This window comes from Nocardioides agri (genome assembly GCF_013778305.1).
Lineage (GTDB): Bacteria > Actinomycetota > Actinomycetes > Propionibacteriales > Nocardioidaceae > Nocardioides > Nocardioides agri.
In genome coordinates, this window is the sequence record NZ_JACEIC010000002.1 from 2,201,234 (window position 1) to 2,219,705 (window position 18,472).

Below are 18,472 nucleotides of genomic sequence, written 5' to 3' on the forward strand. Positions count from 1 at the left end.
ACCGATGAGAGAGACGAACACCCGTGACTGAGACCCCTATCGGCGGCGGCCGGATCGAGCCGGTCGAGCTGCAGACCTCGATGCAGCGCGCCTACATCGACTACGCGATGGCGGTCATCGTCGGCCGGGCGCTGCCCGACGTCCGCGACGGCCTCAAGCCGGTGCACCGCCGCGTGCTCTACGCCATGTTCGACGGTGGCTACCGGCCCGACCGCGGCTTCTCGAAGTGCTCGCGCGTCGTCGGCGACGTCATGGGTCAGTACCACCCGCACGGCGACACCGCGATCTACGACACCCTGGTCCGTCTCGCCCAGCCGTGGGTGATGCGCGCCCCGCTGGTCCACGGCCAGGGCAACTTCGGCTCGCCGGGCAACGACTCGGCGGCGGCGATGCGGTACACCGAGTGCCGGATGGCGCCGCTCGCGCTGGAGATGGTCCGCGACATCGACGAGGACACCGTCGACTTCCAGCCCAACTACGACGGTCGCTCGCAGGAGCCGGTCGTGCTGCCCGCGCGGTTCCCCAACCTGCTGGTCAACGGCTCCGCCGGCATCGCGGTCGGCATGGCGACGAGCATCCCGCCGCACAACCTCGGCGAGGTCGCCGACGGCGCGAAGTGGGCGCTCGAGCACCCGGACGCGACCCGCGAGGAGCTCCAGGAGGCGCTGCTCGAGCGGATCAAGGGGCCCGACTTCCCCAACGGCGCCCTCATCGTCGGCCACCAGGGCATCGAGCAGGCCTACCGCACCGGCCGTGGCTCGATCACCCAGCGCGCGGTGATCGAGGTCGACGAGGACGCCAAGGGCCGCACCTGCCTGGTGATCACCGAGCTGCCCTACATGGTCAACCCCGACAACCTGGCGCTGAAGATCGCCGAGCTGGCCGACTCCGGCAAGGTGCAGGGCATCTCCGACGTCCGCGACGACACCTCCGACCGCACCGGTCAGCGGCTGGTCGTCGTGCTCAAGCGCGACGCCGTGGCGCGGGTCGTGCTCAACAACCTGCTCAAGCACACGGAGCTGCAGACCAACTTCAGCGCCAACATGCTGGCGCTGGTCGACGGGGTCCCGCGCACGCTGAGCATCGACCAGTTCATCAGCAACTGGGTCACCCACCAGATCGAGGTCATCCAGCGGCGGACGCGCTACCGCCTGGCCGAGGCCGAGCGCCAGGCGCACATCTACCGCGGCTACGCGAAGGCGCTCGACGCGCTCGACGAGGTGATCGCGCTGATCCGCCGTTCGCCCGACGTGGCGGAGGCGCGCGACGGCCTCATGGGGCTGCTCGAGATCGACGAGATCCAGGCCGACGCGATCCTCCAGATGCAGCTGCGCCAGCTCGCCGCCCTGCAGCGACAGCGCATCCTCGACCGCCTGGCCGAGCTCGAGGTCACGATCGCCGACCTCCAGGACATCCTCGCCAACGAGGCCCGGCAGCGGCAGATCGTCTCCGACGAGCTCACCGAGATCGTCGACAAGTACGGCAACGAGCGGCGCACGCAGATCATCGCGGCCGACGGCGACCTGTCGATGGAGGACCTGATCCCCGACGAGGACCTGGTCGTCTCGATCACCCGCGGGGGTTACGCCAAGCGCACCCGCGCCGACCAGTACCGGACCCAGAAGCGGGGCGGCAAGGGGGTGCGCGGAGCGACCCTGCGCGGCGACGACGTGGTCGAGCACTTCATCGCGACCACCAACCACCACTGGCTGCTGTTCTTCACCACCGCCGGCCGGGTCTACCGCACGAAGGCCTACAACCTCCCCGAGGCCTCGCGCGACGCCAAGGGCGGGCACGTCGCCGGGCTGCTGTCCTTCCAGCCGGACGAGAACATCGCCCAGGTGCTCGCGATCCGCGACTACGAGCAGGCGCCGTACCTCGTGCTCGCCACCCGCAACGGGCTGGTCAAGAAGACCCGCCTCGGCGACTACAACAGCCCGCGCCAGGCCGGCGTCATCGCGATCAACTTCCGCGAGGACGACGACGAGCTGATCGGCGCCGAGCTGGTCAACGCCGACGACGACATCTTGCTGGTGTCGCGCAAGGGCCAGGCGATCCGCTTCCAGGCGAGCGACTCCCAGCTGCGCCCGATGGGTCGCGCGACGTCCGGCGTCACCGGGATGAAGTTCCGCTCGGACGCCGACTCGGTGCTGTCGATGTCGGTGATCCGCGCCGAGCAGATGGCCGCCGAGGAGGCCGCCGAGCACGGTGAGGGGGGCGACGTGAAGGAGCAGTACGTCTTCACGATCACCGACGGTGGCTTCGCGAAGCGCAGCCGGATCTCGGAGTACCGGATCACCAACCGTGGTGGTGTCGGCATCAAGGCGATGGCGCTCGCGAACGAGGAGCGGGGCCAGCTCGTCGGCGCGTTCATCGTGGAGGAGGGCGACGAGATCCTGTCCATCACCCAGAACGGCCAGGTCGTCCGCAGCCCCATCAACGCCGACTTCCGACCCACGGGACGGTCGACCATGGGCGTGAAGTTCGTCAGCCCCAAGAACGGCGACGCGGTCGCCGTGGTGGCCCGCTCGGTCGAGGCGCGTGACGACGAGGAGGCCGAGGCCGCGGCGGCCGAGACCGCCGCCGAGTCGTCGGATGTGCAGACGGGTGCAACAATCGAGGCATCCGCGGCTGACGCACCGGCCGACGTCGCGGACTCCAGCGAGGCCGAGAGCGACGGAGAGAGCGAGGCCTGATGACCGACCGTTCCGCCGAGACCACCGCCACCCGCAGTCCCGAGGCGCCCACCCAGGCGCGCTCCGGGTCCGGCGCGCGGGGCAAGGGCGACGCGTCGGGCACGTCCGCGCCGGCCAAGCCCGCGCCGCCCGCCAAGCCCGCCAAGCCCGCCCCGGCGGCCAAGCGGCCGGCCGCACCCAAGAAGCCGCCGCGCCGCGCGCGGCTGCGACTGACCCGGATCGACCCGTGGTCGGTCATGAAGACGTCGTTCCTGCTCGCGATCGCGTTCGGCGTGGTCACGGTGGTCTCGGTCTTCATCATCTGGTCGGTGCTGGCCGCGGCCGGCGTCTGGGACTCGGTCAACCAGGCCGTCCAGGACGTCGTGGGCGGCGAGGACGCGTCGAGCTGGGACATCGAGAAGTACGTCGGGATGTCCCGCGTCATGGGCTTCACGATGCTCGTGGCCGTGGTCGACGTCATCCTCATCACCGCCATCGCGACCCTCGGCGCGTTCCTCTACAACATGTCCGCGGCACTGCTCGGCGGCGTCGAGCTGACCCTCGCGGAGGACCAGCGCTGAGCCGCTCCCCCGTGAGCTCCCCCGTTTTGTCGGGCGCTCCGGGCGTGGGGTAATGTTCCCCCTCGGTTCACGGGCCTATAGCTCAGACGGTTAGAGCGCTTCCCTGATAAGGAAGAGGTCACAGGTTCAAGTCCTGTTAGGCCCACCATCCCGGCACAACCAGCGGCCGTACCGACCCCCTGGGAGTCACCGTGAAGAAGATCATCCTGCTCGTGCTCGTCGCCGGCGCCGCCGTCGTGGCGAAGAAGAAGATCGACGCGAGCAAGCACGAGCAGGCCCTCTGGGCCGAGGCGACCGACAGCGTCACCCGGTCCTGATCCCTCCGGCCCGACGGGCCACCAGGGGCCTTGGCGCAATTGGTAGCGCACCTGCTTTGCAAGCAGGGGGTTAGGGGTTCGAGTCCCCTAGGCTCCACCACCAGAGACCGCAGGTCAGGCTGTGGTCTCTTGCTCTTGCGACCTTATCCCCCCTGCTCACCACGGATCCGACGTGCGGGACGGTGGGGGACCGCTCGGTGGACGTCCATGGCGCGACGGTCCACCTATTGCGGGGACGAACCCTCATGCGCGGTCCTAAGATCCAGCGCGTGAGCAAGGAATCTGAGATCACGGCGATTGCCAACATGGTCGGCATTCCCGACCCGGGACTGGGCGTCGGCTCGTCGGTGCCGAAAGCTCTCTTCGATGGAGTGTGCGCAGAGCTCGGGCTCGACCCAAGCGGGACGATGCCCGAGCAGGCTCAGCGGATCGTGACGGCTGCAAACCTTCCATACCGTTCCGACTACTTCGACAGCCGGGGAACACCCTCCATGGGTGGATCGACTGTGACACTCCAAGGACTTCAGGCAATCAAGGCGGCGGTTCAGATTCTGCTGAACTAGTGAGATATAGGTCGCTTCTGGCGCCCTTCACGTGCGTATTGCCACGGAGAGGGAGACCTATGCGCGGGTGCCACCTGGGATCCTGGTGGTTCGAAGCAGCGCATTCAGGTGGCAGACGTCAGGTCCTGCCTGAGCAGTGTCAGGAGGCACGTCTCGGATGAGTGAGGTTGAGCGGCTCGACGACGTCCTTGCGCTGTCGATCGATGACCAGACGCGTACCGGAATCTGGCGATCCGTTGAAGCCATCCTCGAGCAGGGTCCGCAGCCGGAGGTTGCAACCGAGGCAACGGTTCTCGCCTTGGGCTACGTGCAGTCAGGTAAGACAACATCGATGACGGCGCTGGCCGCGGCAGCTGCCGATGCGGGGTATCAGGTGATCGTTGCCCTGCTGGGGTCCACCAACCTCCTGCTTGGTCAGAACAGCGAGCGCCTGGAGTTGGCCCTCGGGATCACTACACGCTCCGACTACGTGTGGATCAGCGAAACCAATCCTTCGACGGAGACCGCGGGCAAGAAGCTCAGGAAGTTCGTCGACATGGGGCGTGTGTGCTTGGTTCCAGTCCTCAAGCACGCCGGACGCATCCGAGCGGTGGCCAAGCAGATGGAGAAGATCCCTGACGGTCTGCGCGTTCTCATCATCGACGATGAGGCAGACCAGGCATCTCTGAACACGAGCAAGGACTCCGAGAGCAGCACCTATGCCGCCATCCGTGAGCTCCGGAAGGCCGTGCCTAGCCACCTCTATGTGCAGTACACAGCGACGCCCTATGCGCCGCTGTTGCTTGATGCTGCGGACATCCTCAGTCCGCAGCATGTCGAGTTCCTGACGCCAGGCAAGGGCTACACCGGTGGAAAGCAGTTCTTCATCGACAATGCCGACCGCGTGGTGCGTAGCGTTCCCTTGCTGGACGAGCAGGCATCGAAGACACCGCCGTTGCAACTGCAGAAGAGCCTCCACCGCGCTCTCTCGGCCTTCCTAGCCGGCTCTGCACTCCTTCTTATTCACGACGCCGCGACCCCGCCAATCAGCATGCTTGTCCACTCCACGGCACGAAACGACGTCCAGGCGCGGTACGAGTTCCTGATTCGCCGCCAACTTGAACAGTGGAGAAAGACGATCGCCTCGGGCGACCTCACCACGGTTCCCGACGTCATCTTGGAGGAGCGGCGTCGCATCGTGGCCAATGGCGCGGCGGACGTGGACGACATGCAGTTCGTCGAGAAGTTCAAGGTCGTGATCAATGAAGCCATGACCTGGCTCGTCAACAGCACAGCAGATGTCAACAAGGTCGACTGGCATGTATCGCCGATCCACATCCTTGTGGGCGGCAACAAACTCGACAGGGGCTTCACCGTCGAGGGACTGACGGTCACCTACATGAACAGGCCCGCGAGCCCGCAGGTGGATACGCTCGAGCAACGGGCCCGCGCCTTCGGGTATCGAGGAGACCTGCTGCCGTATTGCCAGTTCTTCGCGAGCAAGAAGACGGTCCGTTCGCTCACCGAGGTCGTCCATACTGAAGAGGATCTTCGGGCACGCCTGCGGGAACACATCGACAACGGCGGTTCGGTGCATACGTGGGCACGAGAGATCGGCCTCCTCCTGCCAGAGGGGATGACTCCGACGCGCTCAAGTGTCGTTACGGCCCTGTCAACGATGGGCCTGGGCTGGCACCAGATGCGAGCACCCTCTCGACTCCCCGACGACACCAAGCAAAACCGCGCCTTGCTCGACCAGATCGGGCTGCATTCCGCCCCGCGCTCACCCCAGGGCCGACTTTCCTTCCGCACGGTGCATCTCGATTCAATTGAGCCGGTCGAGCAGCTGCTCCGGAGATGGGCCCGACCGGAGTACAGCCCTGGTTGGCTGCACGAGGAGTTCGTCGATGCAGTCGTCCGTGGATTCGCTCATCTCAAGAGGGCAACCGTCATGCTGATGGAGGACGGGGATAAGCCGCGGACACGCAGTTGGTCCGACGATCTCGGGTTCGTCAACCTCTTCCAGGGGCGCGATCTGAAACCCCAGCCGAACGGTGACTTCTACCCGGGCGATCGGTTCGTCGAGAACCTCGAGGACGAACCGAACCAGATCGTCATCCAAGTCCACCGCACCCAAGTACGACAGCATGAGAGTGACGGAGAGGTCTTGGCACTGGCCATCTACCTAGGCTCCGGCCTAGTAGTTCGGAAGGAATCGAATGTCTGAGTCTCTGCCGGTCAGCGCAGGTCGCCCCGGAAGTGTCCCTCTCTCATCCCTGCGGCTCGACCCGGAGAATCCGCGCATTCCGGAGACGCACCGGACCAAGGACACCGCTGAGTTGGCGACTCTGCTGGAGATGGGCTTCGAGGCATACCCAGTCGCCCAGTCGATCGCCGAGCTTGGCTTCTTCAACGCGGAGCCACTGATTGTGATCCCAAGCCCCGACGAGGCCGACACGTGGATCGTGGTCGAGGGAAACCGACGCCTGACCGCGCTCGTCGGGCTCGCGTACCCAGATATTCGGGCCGGCTTCGCCACCCCCGACCGTTGGGAGGATCTCGCCGGGAAGCGTTCAATCAGTCCCGACATGGCAGTCCCCGTGGTCATCCACGAGACACGCGAGACGACGCACGCCGAGATCGCCCGCGTCCACGTCGTCGGCAAGCTCGCGTGGCGGCCCTTTATGCAGGCGAGGTACATCGCAGCCCGTGTGGCTGAGGGACGGACTCTGCAGGAGGTCGCCGACCTGATCGGCATTCCGAAGAGCAAGGCAGCCGACCTGTACCGGGACCAGGCAGTGCTGACCCAGGCCGCAAGCCTTGGACTCGAGACCTCGCAGGTCGAGAGCGCGTTCTCGCTTCTCACGGTCGCGATGGGCAGCACGAAGATCCGCAACCACGTCTGTGCGCCCTTGGGATCCCAGACCAACATCGGCCAGGACCCCGTTCCAGCCGACAAGGCTGAGGAGCTAAAGGAGGTCATCCAGTGGGTGTTCGGCGACGAGGAGCACGAGTCACTGATCTCGGACTCTCGGCAGATCTCGCAATTGGGAAATGTCGTCGCATCCGAGGTCGGCCTCGAGGCACTCCGTGAAGGCAAGACGCTCGAGGAGGCCAAGCAGCGCATCCAGGAGAAGGGCCTCGACCCGCTCAAGGCATTAACCCTCAAGTTGAACGCCGCAAAGAACTCTCTCAATGCGGCGAGCAGCGACGTAGCGGAGTTCGCTGCCGACACCGAGGTGCGGACCCTCGTCGAAGACATCGAGTCGCTTGTGGGCAGCATCCGGTCGACCTTGGACGACATCGAGGCAGAGTCGGGGCTGTAGGTCATGACGGACTTGGAAGTCTCGAGCACCGAGGCGATTGCCGACTGGATCGAGACGAGCGTGCTCGTCAGCGCCTCGGGACACTTCGGACGAGACAAGCTCGACGATCTCGCGCTGGCGGAGATCGGCGCTACTCCGATGAGGGTTTCGATGGCCATCGACGCGATGGCCAGGCGAGCCAGCGTGCTCGGAGACTCCTATCCCTTCGTCGTCAGCGACATCGCAATCCTGCGCAGGAAGTGTCGCCATGCAGCCACCTATGCGGCGCTCCTCTTCCTGACCCCGAGCTCAGTCGCTCGCCAGACGGTGCGTGCTTCCGAGACAGCTGTGATGGGCGAATTGCTCGAAGAGATCAGCGAGGCGGCACTCGCGAACTTCTGGGGTCAGGGTGGAAGCGCCCTGTCCTTCGGGTATCCATCGAAGCACGGTCGCCCCGAGGCGTTCGATCAAGCAGTTGTCTGGTTGGCCGGCAAGATCGGGCTTGAGGCGGGCCGGGGCTATCGGCCGCCTCGCCGGAAGGACGGCGGGGTCGACGTGGTTGCCTGGCGACAGTTCGCGGATCGGCGAGCGGGTTTCCCCGTTGCGCTGGCGCAGTGCACGATCCAGGCTGAGACCTTCACCAAGACCACCGACATTGACCTGCGACTCTGGTCGAGTTGGCTTGCGATGGACAGCGATCCGCTCAGCATGCTGGTGATCCCGGGAACGATTCGGTCCGCCGGACCGGACTGGAGGCAGTTGACTACCGTCGTCATGGTCATCGACCGGATTCGGCTGATGGATCTCTTGGGACGCGGGACCGACGACGGCAGGGACATCGACTGGTCCACGGAGACGGCGGCCGCTCTGAGGGCCGTCTTGGGAGCGGCGGAACTGTGAGTACCAAGGCAGACATCGTCTGGGACATCGCCATCAAGCTCGGTGTCGAGGCACCGAAGATGTCCACAGGATCGACAGAGCCGCGGGAGATCTTCGAGATGGTCAACGACCGCCTCGGCCTGGGCATCGACAGTCGGCTCACCAAGCCTGACATGGCACGTCAGATCGTGGAGGCCGCGGGTATGACCTGGAACGCCCACTATGAATCCAGTGGCGGAACGGTGACGAAGGTAGGGCTCGCCGCCGTGCTCGAGGCCGTCGAGCACTTCGTGGCCTGACGGCGTTCCTGGTCAGCCGGCGATGCGACGGGTGCTATTTGGGCGCCGCCGCCTCGCAATGACTTCCCGGGTCGGATCCCGATGCCGCTCGAGCGCCTCATCAGGGCTGACCGCCGACTGCTCGACGGCCAGAGCGAGGCCGGGCGCGCGACGGCGCACCGCTTCTAATGAGCGAAGGACGTGCTCACGGAAGACGTGGTAGGCGGCGCCAACGTTCACCCCGTTGCCCATCTGCTTGTAGGTCGCAGCGTCCGGTTGGTCGCCGAAGTCGTACCACTCTGGAAGGCCCTGCAGCCTGGCGGCCTCGCGCGGCGAGATCCTACGGAGGCGGTCACCGAGGATGCTTGTCTGGGTGATTGCTACCAGCGCTGGTACGTAGGTCGCCTGCTTCACGCGCAGGCCAGACGGGCGCAGGTGCATCACGGTGTCCCGTAGTGACTTGGCGTCCTGCGCCTGCCACTCGAACTTCCTTCGCGAAGCTGGGAAGTCGCGCAGATAGTTCCAACGAGAGAGCCACGACTCGAGGAGCTCTTGATGCTCGGTGTAGAACGCTGCATTCTTGCGAAGGAACGCCGCCTTCCATTCCGCGGTTCCAGGAGGGACCACCAGGTCATCTTGGTGGACGAATGCGTCGACCCACACCGGGAAGCCGGGCAACTTCTCGACCCCGGCGGATCGGAGTGTGACAACAAAGTCGTTCCACGCCTCGACCCAGGTCGTCTCCGCTGGTCCGAGATTCAGTCTCAGTCGGTTGCCGAGCTCAGAATCCGGCTGGACCGGCAGATGCTCAACCAGGTCCCACCCGGACGGCGACCAACCGTCAACCGCAAGGTGGGGTACTGACGGCTCCACGTCGATGTGGGAGGTACGCGTTCCGACGTACGTCGCCATGATGAAGACGCGCTCACGAACCTGAGGACGTCCCCCACGCTCAGGCGGAAGCAGGTGCGGTGAGAAGACGATCGGCCGAGACGAGACCTGGTAGCCAAGCTCGCGGAGCGAGCGGACGATCACTTCCCACTCGTGCTTGTGACGCGGGCCGTAGATGTTGCGGACGTTCTCAAGCAAGACGACAGTCGGTCGTCGCGCTTCGAGGATCCGCAGGATGTTCCAGAACAGAGTGCCCCGAGCCTCGTCCATGCCGCGCTGGAAGCCAGACTTCGAGAACGGTTGGCACGGGAAGCCCGCGGCCAAGACGTCGTGCTTGGGCACTCGCATTTGGGTCTCGGTGTCATCGACGATGTCGCCGTGAGCTCGGATGTTCCAGTTCCGCTCGTAAACACTCGCGGCCTTGGCGTCCTTCTCGACCGCATAGACACACTCGCCGCCAAGAGCGCTGAGAGCAGCGTGGAACCCGCCAACGCCTGCGAATAGGTCGACGAACGTGAACGGCGGTGAACTCATGTCAGCTAGCTTAGCTGAGCTTTCAGCTGAACGCGGGTGTTCTTGCATGGCGTTTCCTCTGTCCGCTGCCCGATGGCGGCACGCCGTTCGTGCGGCGCAGAGACGACAACGCTAGGTGGATGCACCGACATCTCCGATGTCCTTCCCTGCTCGGCCGGACTTCAGGCATACCTCCGCGAGACCTACTAAGACTTGGTCTCAGCCGTTTCATCTGATGCTCGAACTGCTGTCGACACCTTGGCGGCGACCTCTTCGGGGTCCTCGTGCTCCCAGAATCGCAGCACGGTCCAGCCGGCCGCGATGAGTTGGTTCGTCGTATCTGCATCTCGCGCCACGTTCCGCTCGAGCTTCTCGGACCAGTAAGAGGCGTTTGCCCGTGCCACCGTCCCGTGCTCCGGGCAGGCGTGCCAGTAGCACCCATCGATGAAGACTGCGATGCGTCGCTTCGTGAACACGATGTCCGCCGTGCGGCGGAGTCGCGGTTCCGGTCGGTAGGCGACTCGGAAGCGCAGACCTACTGCGTGCAATCGACGGCGGATTGCCAACTCAGGGGCGGTGTCCCTGGACCGGTTGCCTTGCATGACCTTTCGGGAGGCGGGGGTACTAGCCCAACTCTCGTAGGTCGACATGCGGACATCATCCCTCGAGGTTCCAGCTGACTCAGGGGGCGGCCTTGGATGAACAGGTGTGCAAGCCGGCGATCTAGGGACGCGAGGCCACGAGTCCGAACTCGATCAGCGCGCGAGTCTGACTATCAGACAAGCTGTAGAGCCGGTCCAGAACGTTTCGCAGCTCGGTGACGTCGGGGTCGCACTCGTACTCAGCTACGTAGTCCCAGAGGCGCTCTCGTTGATGCCCACTGAGGAGGGGATGCTTAGACCATGCACTGTCACTCTTAATGTCGGTGCACGTCTTGCATGCGGGCACGACGTTGCCCCACGCATGGAGTCCGACAGATGCCCAGGGAGTTAGGGGTTCGAGTCCCCTAGGCTCCACCACGAACGAACCGCAGGCGACTCCGGTCTTTCATGTCGTCGCGGCCGCCGAGTGAGGTCCATGAAAGACCGTGGGCCGGTGCGCGCAGCGGCTCCTGGCCTCTCCAGTTGCGAGCTCAGCGTGCACGTACTTGCCCGCTAGTCAGGCGGTCGCCCCGAGGCCGCGCGGCATGCACCGCTAGGGGTTGAGTCCCGAGGCCCACGGCTCTCGAGGCGTCCAGCGGACGCGGGCGGCGTCGGCCGAGGGTCGAGCCACCCCTCAAGGCCAGCGCGCGCCGGCCGATAAATCTCTGTGCCGGGTCGCTGCGGCGCCGGACCGGCATCGCCCTCTCTCCTTGCCGACCCGCGCCGACTGCCTGAGCCTCGAAGGACCTCGACCCTTGATCCACCACGGCACGCTCCGGCGCGTCCTGCTCACGGTCGCAACGTTCGCGACCCTCGCTGCGACGGTGCTGGCACCGACCCCGACGTCAGCCGCACGACCGGCCGGCGCCGATGGCCGCGGGCGGGTGGATGGCGACGTGATCGCCCCGGACCGTCCGGACCGACGGGTCGCCTCGGGCCACGCGGTCGACGCCGCGATCTCCTGGGCCGACGAGGTCTTCGTCCCCGGGGAGCAGGTGTCGGTCACCTTCACGATCACGGGGCTCGCCGTGGCTGCCCGTGCGTACCTGACCTGGGTCCCGCAGTACGGCGCCGCGGGCGGCACGATCGCCAGCACCGCCGGGATGCCCGACGTCTCGCCGACGGGGGTCACCCTGACCGCCGTCGCGCCGCGCGAGCCCGGCGACTACACGCTCCACGCCTATGTCGTCGTGCCGGTCTGGGACAACGAGGTCGTCGCCGAGGACTGGGTCGAGACCTCGGTCCTGGGACCCGGACTCACGTGGGTCGACCCGGAGGTGGCCGTCACCTGGCCGGCGCCCTCGGCGACGGTGGGCACCGCAGCGGTGGTCGGGCTCGCCGCCACGGATCTCGACGCGCCGACGACGTTCCAGCTGCGGCGCCGCGCCGCCCGCGGTGACGACGAGGTCGTCGGAGCCGTCACGCTGACGCCGCAGGTGCCGGTGGGCAGCATCGCGCTGCCGACGGACCGGCTCGGCAGGCTCGACTACGTCGTCGACGCGGTCGACCGGTACGTCGACGTGGCCGGTGACGACGGCTTCACCTTCACCGTCGTCGGCTACCCGACGCGGCTGCACACAGCCATCCCGACGGCGCGGGTGCGCGCCGGCGCGACGAGGGTCATCAGCGGGACCGTCTCGCAGACGGTCGGCTCGCCCGCCGGCCGGGTCGTCCAGGTCCAGGCCAAGGGACGGAACGGGACGTGGGTGCCGCTGGCGGAGACCCGGGTCACCGCTGCGGGCACCTTCACGGTGAAGGCCCCGACGTGGTGGGTCGCCGAGCAGCAGCTCCGCGCGTACGTGGCGAGCGACGGCACCCACGAGGCGGCGGCCGCCGGCGCCGGTGCGCTGACGGTGCACAGCCAGTTCCGCGCGACGGGCGGCAGGGCGTTCCGGTTGATGGGGGGCGCGCGGTGGGACCCGTGCACCGTGCACACCTACCGGGTCAACCCGCGCCTGCTGCCGAAGGACGGACTGCGCAACATCAAGTACGTGTTCGGTGAGGTCGCGGCGGCGACCGGCCTCCGGTTCCGCTACGCCGGCAGCACCAGCTACGTCCCCATGGCGCGCGGTGCGAAGCAGCAACCCGACACGGCCGACTTCTTCTTCGCCTGGGCGACCACGAAGCAGGTCCGCGCGCTCGCCGGCCCCATCGGGTTCGGCGGCTCACAGTGGGGCGGGTCGGGCGGCCGCACCGGCGGCGAGGTCGTGCTGCGCGCCGGGTGGAAGCCCTACGGCAGCCGGGCTCAGGCTCACCGGCAGCAGGTTGGTCTGCTGCTGCACGAGATCGGGCACGCCATCGGGCTCGACCACGTCGCCGACCGTCGACAGGCGATGACGACACCTCTCCCGATCAACGGCTTCCTGCACTACGGCGCCGGCGACCTGCGTGGGCTGGCCAAGTTGGGCGCGGCGGGCGGCTGCGTCGGCTGACGCGGCCAGGAAGCCCGGGAGGCGCCGGCACTGACGGGCTGCGTACGCTGGCAGGCGTGCCCAGCCCGCTCGCCCCGCGTTACTGGGGCGCGCACCTGCTGGCGCTCGTCCTGGTCGGCACCGCCGTCGCGCTCGGGATCTGGCAGTACGACGCGTGGCAGGCTCATCGCACGGCGGCGGCCAGCGACGTCACCCACGACGAACCCGTGCCGTTGACCGGAGTCCTCGGCCCCGACGACCCCTTCCCCGGCGACCAGGTGGGCCGGCCGGTGACCGTCACCGGGACGTGGGTGCCCGAGGGCACCGTGTACGTCTCCGGCCGCCCGGACGCCGGCGTCGACGGCTACTGGGTGGTCACGCCGCTCGCGGTCGACGGCAGCGACGGCGCCGCGCTCCCGGTCGTGCGTGGCTGGGTCGCCGACCCGGACGACGCGCCGTCCGCCCCGAGCGGTGCCGCCACCGTCGAGGGCTGGCTCCAGCCGTCCGAGGGCAGCGGACAGGTCGACGACGACCCGACCGACGACGTCCTCCCCCAGCTGCGCATCGCCGACGTGATCCAGCACGTCGACCAGGACCTCTACGGTGCGTACGTCGTCGCGTCGAGCCCCGAGCAGGGCCTCGCCGCCGCCGACCTCGAGCAGCTGCCCGAGGCCGGCACCTTCACCGGCATCCGCAACCTGCTCTACGCGATCGAGTGGTGGTTCTTCGGCCTCTTCGCCGCCTTCATCTGGTGGCGCTGGGTGAGCGACACGACACGGGCGCCCACCGGGTCCGGACTCGCCGAGGGCGAGCCGGTCCCCGATCCGTAGGCTGGACGCGTGACGCTGTTCAATGCCTATCGCGTGCTGGCCTTCGTCGTCGGCGTGCTGCTCGCCTTCTGCGCGCTGGTCGCCGCCCCCCTCAAGTACCTCGCCGCGGAGGGGAGCAGCCTCCAGGAGTTCGGCGAGACGGCCAGCATCATGTGGCTCTTCCACGGCTGGATCTTCATGATCTACGTCGTGGTCGCGTTCCTGCTGGCCCGCCGGGCCCGCTGGTCGATCGGCTTCACGCTGCTGATGCTCGTCGCCGGCCTGGTGCCGCTGCTCATCTTCTGGGTCGAGCACAAGGTCGCCCAGAAGGTACGAGCCGAGAACCCCGACCTCGTGGGATCCTCGACGACGTGACAGTCCGATGACCACGGCGTTCGTCCTGGGCGGCGGCGGCGTCCTCGGCGCGGTCGAGGTCGGCATGCTCCGCGCCCTCTTCGAACGCGGCATCACCCCCGACCTGGTGCTCGGCACCAGCGTCGGTGCGCTCAACGGCGCGATGGTCGCGCGCCAGCCGGACGCCACGGTGATCGAGCCGCTCACGGAGCTGTGGCAGGGCGCCGGAACCGTCGGCCCCGACGTGTACGGCGACCGGCCGCTGCGCACCGTGCGGCGGGCCGTCGCCACCGGCACGCACCTGTGGTCGTCGCAGCCGCTCAAGCAGGCGCTCCTCGAAGAGCTCGGCGACCTCACCTTCGAGGAGCTGCCGGTGCGCTTCCAGGTCTGTGCCGCGAGCATCGAGCGCGCGGCGGAGCACTGGTTCGACTCCGGGTCGGTGGTCGACGCGGTCGTCGCGAGCGCTGCGGTGCCTGGCCTGCTGCCACCGGCGCAGGTCGGCGACGAGCACTACCTCGACGGCGGGATCGTGAACTCGGTCCCCCTGGGCCGCGCGGTCCAGCTGGGGGCGACCCGCGTCTTCGTGCTCCAGGTGGGCCGCATCGACCGCCAGCTCTCGGTGCCGAAGCGACCGTGGGAGGTCGCCAGGGTCTCGTTCGAGATCGCCCGCCGGCACCGCTTCAACCGCGAGCTCGAGGAGCTGCCGGACGGCGTCGCGGCCTACGTGCTGCCCGCGCGGGGCACCTCGACCAAGGACGACACCCTGCTCGGCAGCCGCGACTTCGCGAGCGTGCAGGAGCGCATCGACCTGACCTTCGAGGCGTCGAAGGAGTACCTGGACGAACATCTCGGGCCGGTGATCGCGGGCGACCCGTGAGCCGGCCCGTGCGGCGGGTCCTGGCCTGGGTCCTGCGCCGGCTCGTGATCGCGCCGCTCGTGGTGTTGCTCGCGCTCGCGATGTGGCTGAGCCTGCCGATCTGGGTGATCGGCACCGCCGCGCTCTCCCCGGTCGTGTCCGGCCGCCTCCGGCCGCTGCGGTTCGCGTGGGTGGTGTTCGTCTACGTCACCTGCGAGGCGCTGCTGCTGGTCGTGATGTTCGGGCTCTGGCTGGCCTCCGGGTTCGGGTGGCGGCTGCGCACGCCGTACTTCCAGGGCATCCACTACGACCTCGTGCAGGGGACGATGTGGGTCTTCTTCCTCGAGGCCCGCCGGGTGCTGCGGCTGCGCATCGAGACCGAGGGTCCGACCCCTGCCGCGCACCCCGGGCGGCCCATCCTGGTCTGCTGCCGGCACGCCGGGCCCGGCGACTCGTTCGTGCTCATCCACACGCTGATGGCGTGGTACGACCGCGAGCCGCGGGTGGTCCTCAAGAACACCCTGTCCTGGGACCCGGCGATCGACGTGCTGCTCAACCGGGTGCCGGCGCGCTTCATCACGCCGAACCCGGAGGCCGGCGTCGACCTCGAGAGGCAGATCGGGGAGCTGGCGACCGGCCTGGACGCCGACGACGCGTTCGTGATCTTCCCGGAGGGCGGGAACTTCACCCCGCGGCGCCGGCAGCGCGCGATCGACCGGCTGCGCCAGCTCGGCATGGAGCGGATGGCGCAGCGGGCGGAGCAGATGATCCACGTGCTCGCCCCCCGCCCGGGCGGGTTCCTCGCCGCGCTCGACGCGGCGCCGGACGCGGACGTGGTGCTGGTGGCGCACACCGGGCTCGACCACATGATGACCGTGGCCGACGTGTGGCGGGAGCTGCCGATGGACAAGCGGATCGTGATGCGGTGGTGGCAGGTGCCGCGCGCCGAGATCCCGGCCGGGCGCGAGGAGCGGATCGACTGGCTCTTCGCGTGGTGGGAGCGCATCGACGAGTGGATCGCCGAGAACCGGCCGGCGGAGCTGCCCACCGGCCGGTCCTGAGGCGGCGTACGCCGCCGGCGGCTACGGCTTGTCGTCCACGTCGACGACCGCGGCCGGGTCGTCGGGGGTGGTGACCGAGTGCGGGGTGTCCGCCTGGTCGGCGAGCGCCTCGGCCGGCGAGGCGCCGCCGAGGTCGTCCTCCACCGGCGTGGGAGCGGCCGGCCGCGGGGCGGGCGTCGGCGAGTAGGACGACTGCCACGCGTCGGTCTGCTGGCCGCCGCGCAGCTTGGCGGCGACGAACGCGGCGCCGGCGGCGACGCCCGTGATGATGACGACCTTGCGCAGCCGGTGCTTCTTCTTGGGGGGGTCGGCGATCTCCGCCGCCTTGTCCGCCGCTGCCTCGGCCGCAGCCGCCGCGTGCTCCGCCGCGATGGTGGCCCCAGCGGCGATCTTCTCGGCCGCGAGCGCGGCGCCCGCGGCGATCGCCGGGGCCGCCTTGTCACGGGCGTCGGCGATCACGGGTGCCGCCTTGGCCCGGGCGTCGGCGATGACGGGCGCGGCCTTGTCGCGGGCGTCCGCGAGCGCCGGGCCGGCCTTCTCCCGTGCGGTGGCCACGGCAGCCTCGAGCTGCGGCCGCACCTGCTCGACGTACTCGGTGACGGTGTCACTGGCCTGGTCGAGGATCGACTTGTTCTTGCGAAGGCCCATCGGGATCTTCCTCTCGTCGTGTCCGGCTGACTCGATCATGGCACCGTCGGCCAACCGGGTGTGCGGCCAGCGGACCGGCCACTTGGTGATCATGGGAGGATCGGACGGCACGAACCGGCCACGGCACCGTCCGTGGTGTACCCATCCACGCACGCAGCGACACCGCACCGACACCGAGAGGCAGTCATGGCTGACCAGCAGGCCATCTTGAAGACCAACCGGGGCGACATCACGCTCAACCTCTTCCCGAACCACGCCCCGGAGACCGTGTCGAACTTCGTCGGCCTGGCGCAGGGCACCAAGTCCTACGACGCCGGCAACGGCAAGACCGGTCCGTTCTACGACGGCCTCGGTTTCCACCGGGTCATCGAGGGCTTCATGATCCAGGGCGGCTGCCCGCTCGGCACCGGCACGGGCGGCCCGGGCTACACGTTCAAGGACGAGCCGCACCCCGAGCTGACCTTCGACAAGCCCTACCTGCTCGCGATGGCCAACGCCGGCCCGGGCACCAATGGCTCTCAGTTCTTCATCACCGTGGGTGCGACCACCTGGCTGAACTTCAAGCACACGATCTTCGGCGAGGTGGCCGACCAGGCCGGTCGCGACGTCGTCGACGCGATCGCGACCACCGCCACCGGACCCGGCGACCGTCCGGTCGACCCGGTCGTCATCGAGTCCGTCGAGATCGTCGGCGCCTGAGGCCCACCACCTGTGACCGACCACCCGGCTCCCGCCGGGGTGCCCGTCTGCTACCGGCACCCCGGTCGGGAGTCGCACATCCGGTGCCAGCGGTGTGAGCGGCCGATCTGCCCGGACTGCATGAACGACGCCGCCGTGGGCTTCCAGTGCCCCGAGTGCATCGCCGCGGGCCGCAAGGAGACCCGCAGCGCGCGCACGACGTACGGCGGCCTGCGGCCCACCAACGCCGCCACGACCTCCCTGGTGCTGATCGGCATCAACGTCGCCGTCTGGGTGGCCCTCCTGGTCAGCGGCGGGGCGGGCAGCCGGCTCTTCAACCTGCTGGTGCTGCGCCCCGACGGCGCGTGCGACCTGCAGAACGGCTACCTCAACGTGCAGGTCGGCGAGGCCGCGTGCACCGCCGGTGGCGGTGTCTGGCTGCCCGGGGTCGCCGACGGCGCCTGGTGGCAGCTGATGACCAGCGCCTTCGCCCACGTGCAGCCGCTGCACCTCGCGTTCAACATGTTCGCGCTCTACCTGTTCGGCCCCCAGCTCGAGCTGTTCTTCGGCCGGGCCCGCTTCCTGGCGCTCTACCTGATCAGCGCACTGACGGGCGCCGCGGCCGTCTACTGGTTCAGCCCGGAGTTCTCGCCCACGCTCGGCGCGTCCGGCGCCATCTACGGCCTGATGGGTGCGCTGCTGGTGATCTCGCTCAAGGTGCGGGTCAACGTCCAGGGCCTGCTCGCGCTCATCGGCATCAACCTGCTGCTGACCTTCACGATCAGCAACATCTCCTGGCAGGGCCATCTCGGGGGCCTCGTGGGCGGGGCGGCCACCGCGGCGGTGCTCGTCTACGCCCCGCGCACGCGGCGTACGCCGGTCCAGGTCGCCGGCCTCGTCGCCCTCGTCGCGCTCACCGTCGTGGCGATCATGGCCCGCACCGCGCAGCTGACCTGAGCGGCCCCATCTGCCGTCGAGTGACGTGAGACGGCCCCGAGGACCCGGTCCTGGGGGCGGTTTCGCGTCACTCGAC

General features: G+C 68.2%; 18 protein-coding genes and 2 tRNA genes. 17 read left to right on the forward strand and 3 right to left on the reverse strand.

All coding sequences use genetic code 11. The annotated features are described in order from the left end of the window. The first annotated feature begins 80 nt into the window (after positions 1-80). From gyrA to HZF07_RS15230, 10 genes are all read left to right on the forward strand, one after another. Complete coding sequence (gene gyrA, locus HZF07_RS15190; RefSeq protein ID WP_157345380.1) at positions 81-2,696, forward strand: DNA gyrase subunit A; 2,616 nt, start codon at positions 81-83, stop codon at positions 2,694-2,696. Then, entirely contained in the window at positions 2,696-3,256 is a 561-nt protein-coding gene (locus HZF07_RS24020; RefSeq protein ID WP_232523057.1) for a DUF3566 domain-containing protein, read from the forward strand. The genes gyrA and HZF07_RS24020 overlap by 1 nt, the downstream gene beginning before the upstream one ends. A 71-nt stretch (positions 3,257-3,327) precedes the next feature. Beyond that, positions 3,328-3,404: transfer RNA gene (locus tag HZF07_RS15200), tRNA-Ile, on the forward strand. A gap of 43 nt (positions 3,405-3,447) precedes the next feature. After that, positions 3,448-3,573 carry a DLW-39 family protein gene (locus HZF07_RS23510; protein WP_220131841.1) on the forward strand — a complete coding sequence of 42 codons (126 nt, stop codon included), beginning with the start codon at positions 3,448-3,450 and terminating at the stop codon, positions 3,571-3,573. Between the two features lie 24 nt (positions 3,574-3,597). Then, positions 3,598-3,673, forward strand: a tRNA-Ala gene (locus tag HZF07_RS15205). A 169-nt stretch (positions 3,674-3,842) separates the two neighbouring features. Beyond that, the gene (locus HZF07_RS15210; RefSeq protein ID WP_157342762.1) at positions 3,843-4,136 is read left to right on the forward strand and encodes a hypothetical protein; all 294 of its coding nucleotides are present in this window, start codon (positions 3,843-3,845) and stop codon (positions 4,134-4,136) included. Positions 4,137-4,293: 157 nt separating this feature from the next. Then, positions 4,294-6,342, forward strand: coding sequence for a Z1 domain-containing protein (locus HZF07_RS15215; RefSeq protein ID WP_157342764.1), 2,049 nt, complete (start codon positions 4,294-4,296; stop codon positions 6,340-6,342). Further along, positions 6,335-7,441: a hypothetical protein gene (locus HZF07_RS15220; RefSeq protein ID WP_157342765.1), complete on the forward strand. Its 1,107-nt coding sequence runs from the start codon at positions 6,335-6,337 to the stop codon at positions 7,439-7,441. The genes HZF07_RS15215 and HZF07_RS15220 overlap by 8 nt, the downstream gene beginning before the upstream one ends. A 3-nt stretch (positions 7,442-7,444) precedes the next feature. Next, positions 7,445-8,320 (forward strand): hypothetical protein, encoded by an 876-nt coding sequence (locus HZF07_RS15225; protein WP_157342766.1) that lies wholly within the window; start codon positions 7,445-7,447, stop codon positions 8,318-8,320. Beyond that, positions 8,317-8,598 (forward strand): hypothetical protein, encoded by a 282-nt coding sequence (locus HZF07_RS15230; RefSeq protein ID WP_157342767.1) that lies wholly within the window; start codon positions 8,317-8,319, stop codon positions 8,596-8,598. Before HZF07_RS15225 ends, HZF07_RS15230 begins: the two co-directional genes overlap by 4 nt. A 12-nt stretch (positions 8,599-8,610) precedes the next feature. Here the strand turns inward: HZF07_RS15230 and HZF07_RS15235 are convergent, their stop codons facing one another. Both HZF07_RS15235 and HZF07_RS15240 read right to left on the reverse strand, forming a co-directional pair. After that, positions 8,611-10,002, reverse strand: a complete 1,392-nt coding sequence (locus tag HZF07_RS15235; RefSeq protein ID WP_157342768.1) for a DNA cytosine methyltransferase — start codon at positions 10,000-10,002, stop codon at positions 8,611-8,613. A gap of 185 nt (positions 10,003-10,187) precedes the next feature. Then, positions 10,188-10,631 carry a very short patch repair endonuclease gene (locus tag HZF07_RS15240; RefSeq protein WP_157342770.1) on the reverse strand — a complete coding sequence of 148 codons (444 nt, stop codon included), beginning with the start codon at positions 10,629-10,631 and terminating at the stop codon, positions 10,188-10,190. Between the two features lie 887 nt (positions 10,632-11,518). Here HZF07_RS15240 and HZF07_RS15245 point away from each other — a divergent pair. Genes HZF07_RS15245 through HZF07_RS15265 form a run of 5 tightly spaced genes read left to right on the forward strand, consistent with a single transcriptional unit; the run spans position 11,519 to position 16,113 of the window. After that, entirely contained in the window at positions 11,519-13,054 is a 1,536-nt protein-coding gene (locus tag HZF07_RS15245; RefSeq protein WP_157342771.1) for a zinc metalloprotease, read from the forward strand. A 56-nt stretch (positions 13,055-13,110) separates the two neighbouring features. Next, complete coding sequence (locus HZF07_RS15250; protein WP_157342772.1) at positions 13,111-13,863, forward strand: SURF1 family protein; 753 nt, start codon at positions 13,111-13,113, stop codon at positions 13,861-13,863. 9 nt (positions 13,864-13,872) lie between these two features. Continuing rightward, entirely contained in the window at positions 13,873-14,217 is a 345-nt protein-coding gene (locus tag HZF07_RS15255) for a DUF3817 domain-containing protein (protein WP_181645239.1), read from the forward strand. A 7-nt stretch (positions 14,218-14,224) separates the two neighbouring features. Continuing rightward, on the forward strand, positions 14,225-15,073 hold the full coding sequence (locus HZF07_RS15260; RefSeq protein WP_157342773.1) for a patatin-like phospholipase family protein: 849 nt from the start codon (positions 14,225-14,227) through the stop codon (positions 15,071-15,073). Next, a complete protein-coding gene (locus HZF07_RS15265) occupies positions 15,070-16,113 on the forward strand; it encodes a 1-acyl-sn-glycerol-3-phosphate acyltransferase (protein ID WP_309504769.1) in 1,044 nt (347 codons plus the stop codon). Before HZF07_RS15260 ends, HZF07_RS15265 begins: the two co-directional genes overlap by 4 nt. A gap of 21 nt (positions 16,114-16,134) precedes the next feature. Here HZF07_RS15265 and HZF07_RS15270 read toward each other — a convergent pair whose 3' ends face one another. Beyond that, the gene (locus HZF07_RS15270; RefSeq protein WP_157342774.1) at positions 16,135-16,854 is read right to left on the reverse strand and encodes a hypothetical protein; all 720 of its coding nucleotides are present in this window, start codon (positions 16,852-16,854) and stop codon (positions 16,135-16,137) included. A gap of 93 nt (positions 16,855-16,947) precedes the next feature. Here HZF07_RS15270 and HZF07_RS15275 point away from each other — a divergent pair, with 93 nt between their 5' ends. After that, on the forward strand, positions 16,948-17,460 hold the full coding sequence (locus tag HZF07_RS15275; RefSeq protein WP_157342775.1) for a peptidylprolyl isomerase: 513 nt from the start codon (positions 16,948-16,950) through the stop codon (positions 17,458-17,460). 120 nt (positions 17,461-17,580) lie between these two features. Next, on the forward strand, positions 17,581-18,396 hold the full coding sequence (locus HZF07_RS15280; protein ID WP_220131842.1) for a rhomboid family intramembrane serine protease: 816 nt from the start codon (positions 17,581-17,583) through the stop codon (positions 18,394-18,396). Positions 18,397-18,472: the final 76 nt, after the last annotated feature.

Coding starts and splice junctions, on each gene's coding strand:
- HZF07_RS15275 (WP_157342775.1), top strand. CDS start 16,948: ATGGCTGACCAGCAGGCCATCTTGAAGACCAACCGGGGCGACATCACG.
- HZF07_RS15235 (WP_157342768.1), bottom strand. CDS start 10,002: ATGAGTTCACCGCCGTTCACGTTCGTCGACCTATTCGCAGGCGTTGGC.
- HZF07_RS15280 (WP_220131842.1), top strand. CDS start 17,581: ATGAACGACGCCGCCGTGGGCTTCCAGTGCCCCGAGTGCATCGCCGCG.
- HZF07_RS15215 (WP_157342764.1), top strand. CDS start 4,294: ATGAGTGAGGTTGAGCGGCTCGACGACGTCCTTGCGCTGTCGATCGAT.
- gyrA (WP_157345380.1), top strand. CDS start 81: ATGCAGCGCGCCTACATCGACTACGCGATGGCGGTCATCGTCGGCCGG.
- HZF07_RS15225 (WP_157342766.1), top strand. CDS start 7,445: ATGACGGACTTGGAAGTCTCGAGCACCGAGGCGATTGCCGACTGGATC.
- HZF07_RS15220 (WP_157342765.1), top strand. CDS start 6,335: ATGTCTGAGTCTCTGCCGGTCAGCGCAGGTCGCCCCGGAAGTGTCCCT.
- HZF07_RS15260 (WP_157342773.1), top strand. CDS start 14,225: ATGACCACGGCGTTCGTCCTGGGCGGCGGCGGCGTCCTCGGCGCGGTC.
- HZF07_RS15240 (WP_157342770.1), bottom strand. CDS start 10,631: ATGTCGACCTACGAGAGTTGGGCTAGTACCCCCGCCTCCCGAAAGGTC.
- HZF07_RS15270 (WP_157342774.1), bottom strand. CDS start 16,854: ATGATCACCAAGTGGCCGGTCCGCTGGCCGCACACCCGGTTGGCCGAC.
- HZF07_RS24020 (WP_232523057.1), top strand. CDS start 2,696: ATGACCGACCGTTCCGCCGAGACCACCGCCACCCGCAGTCCCGAGGCG.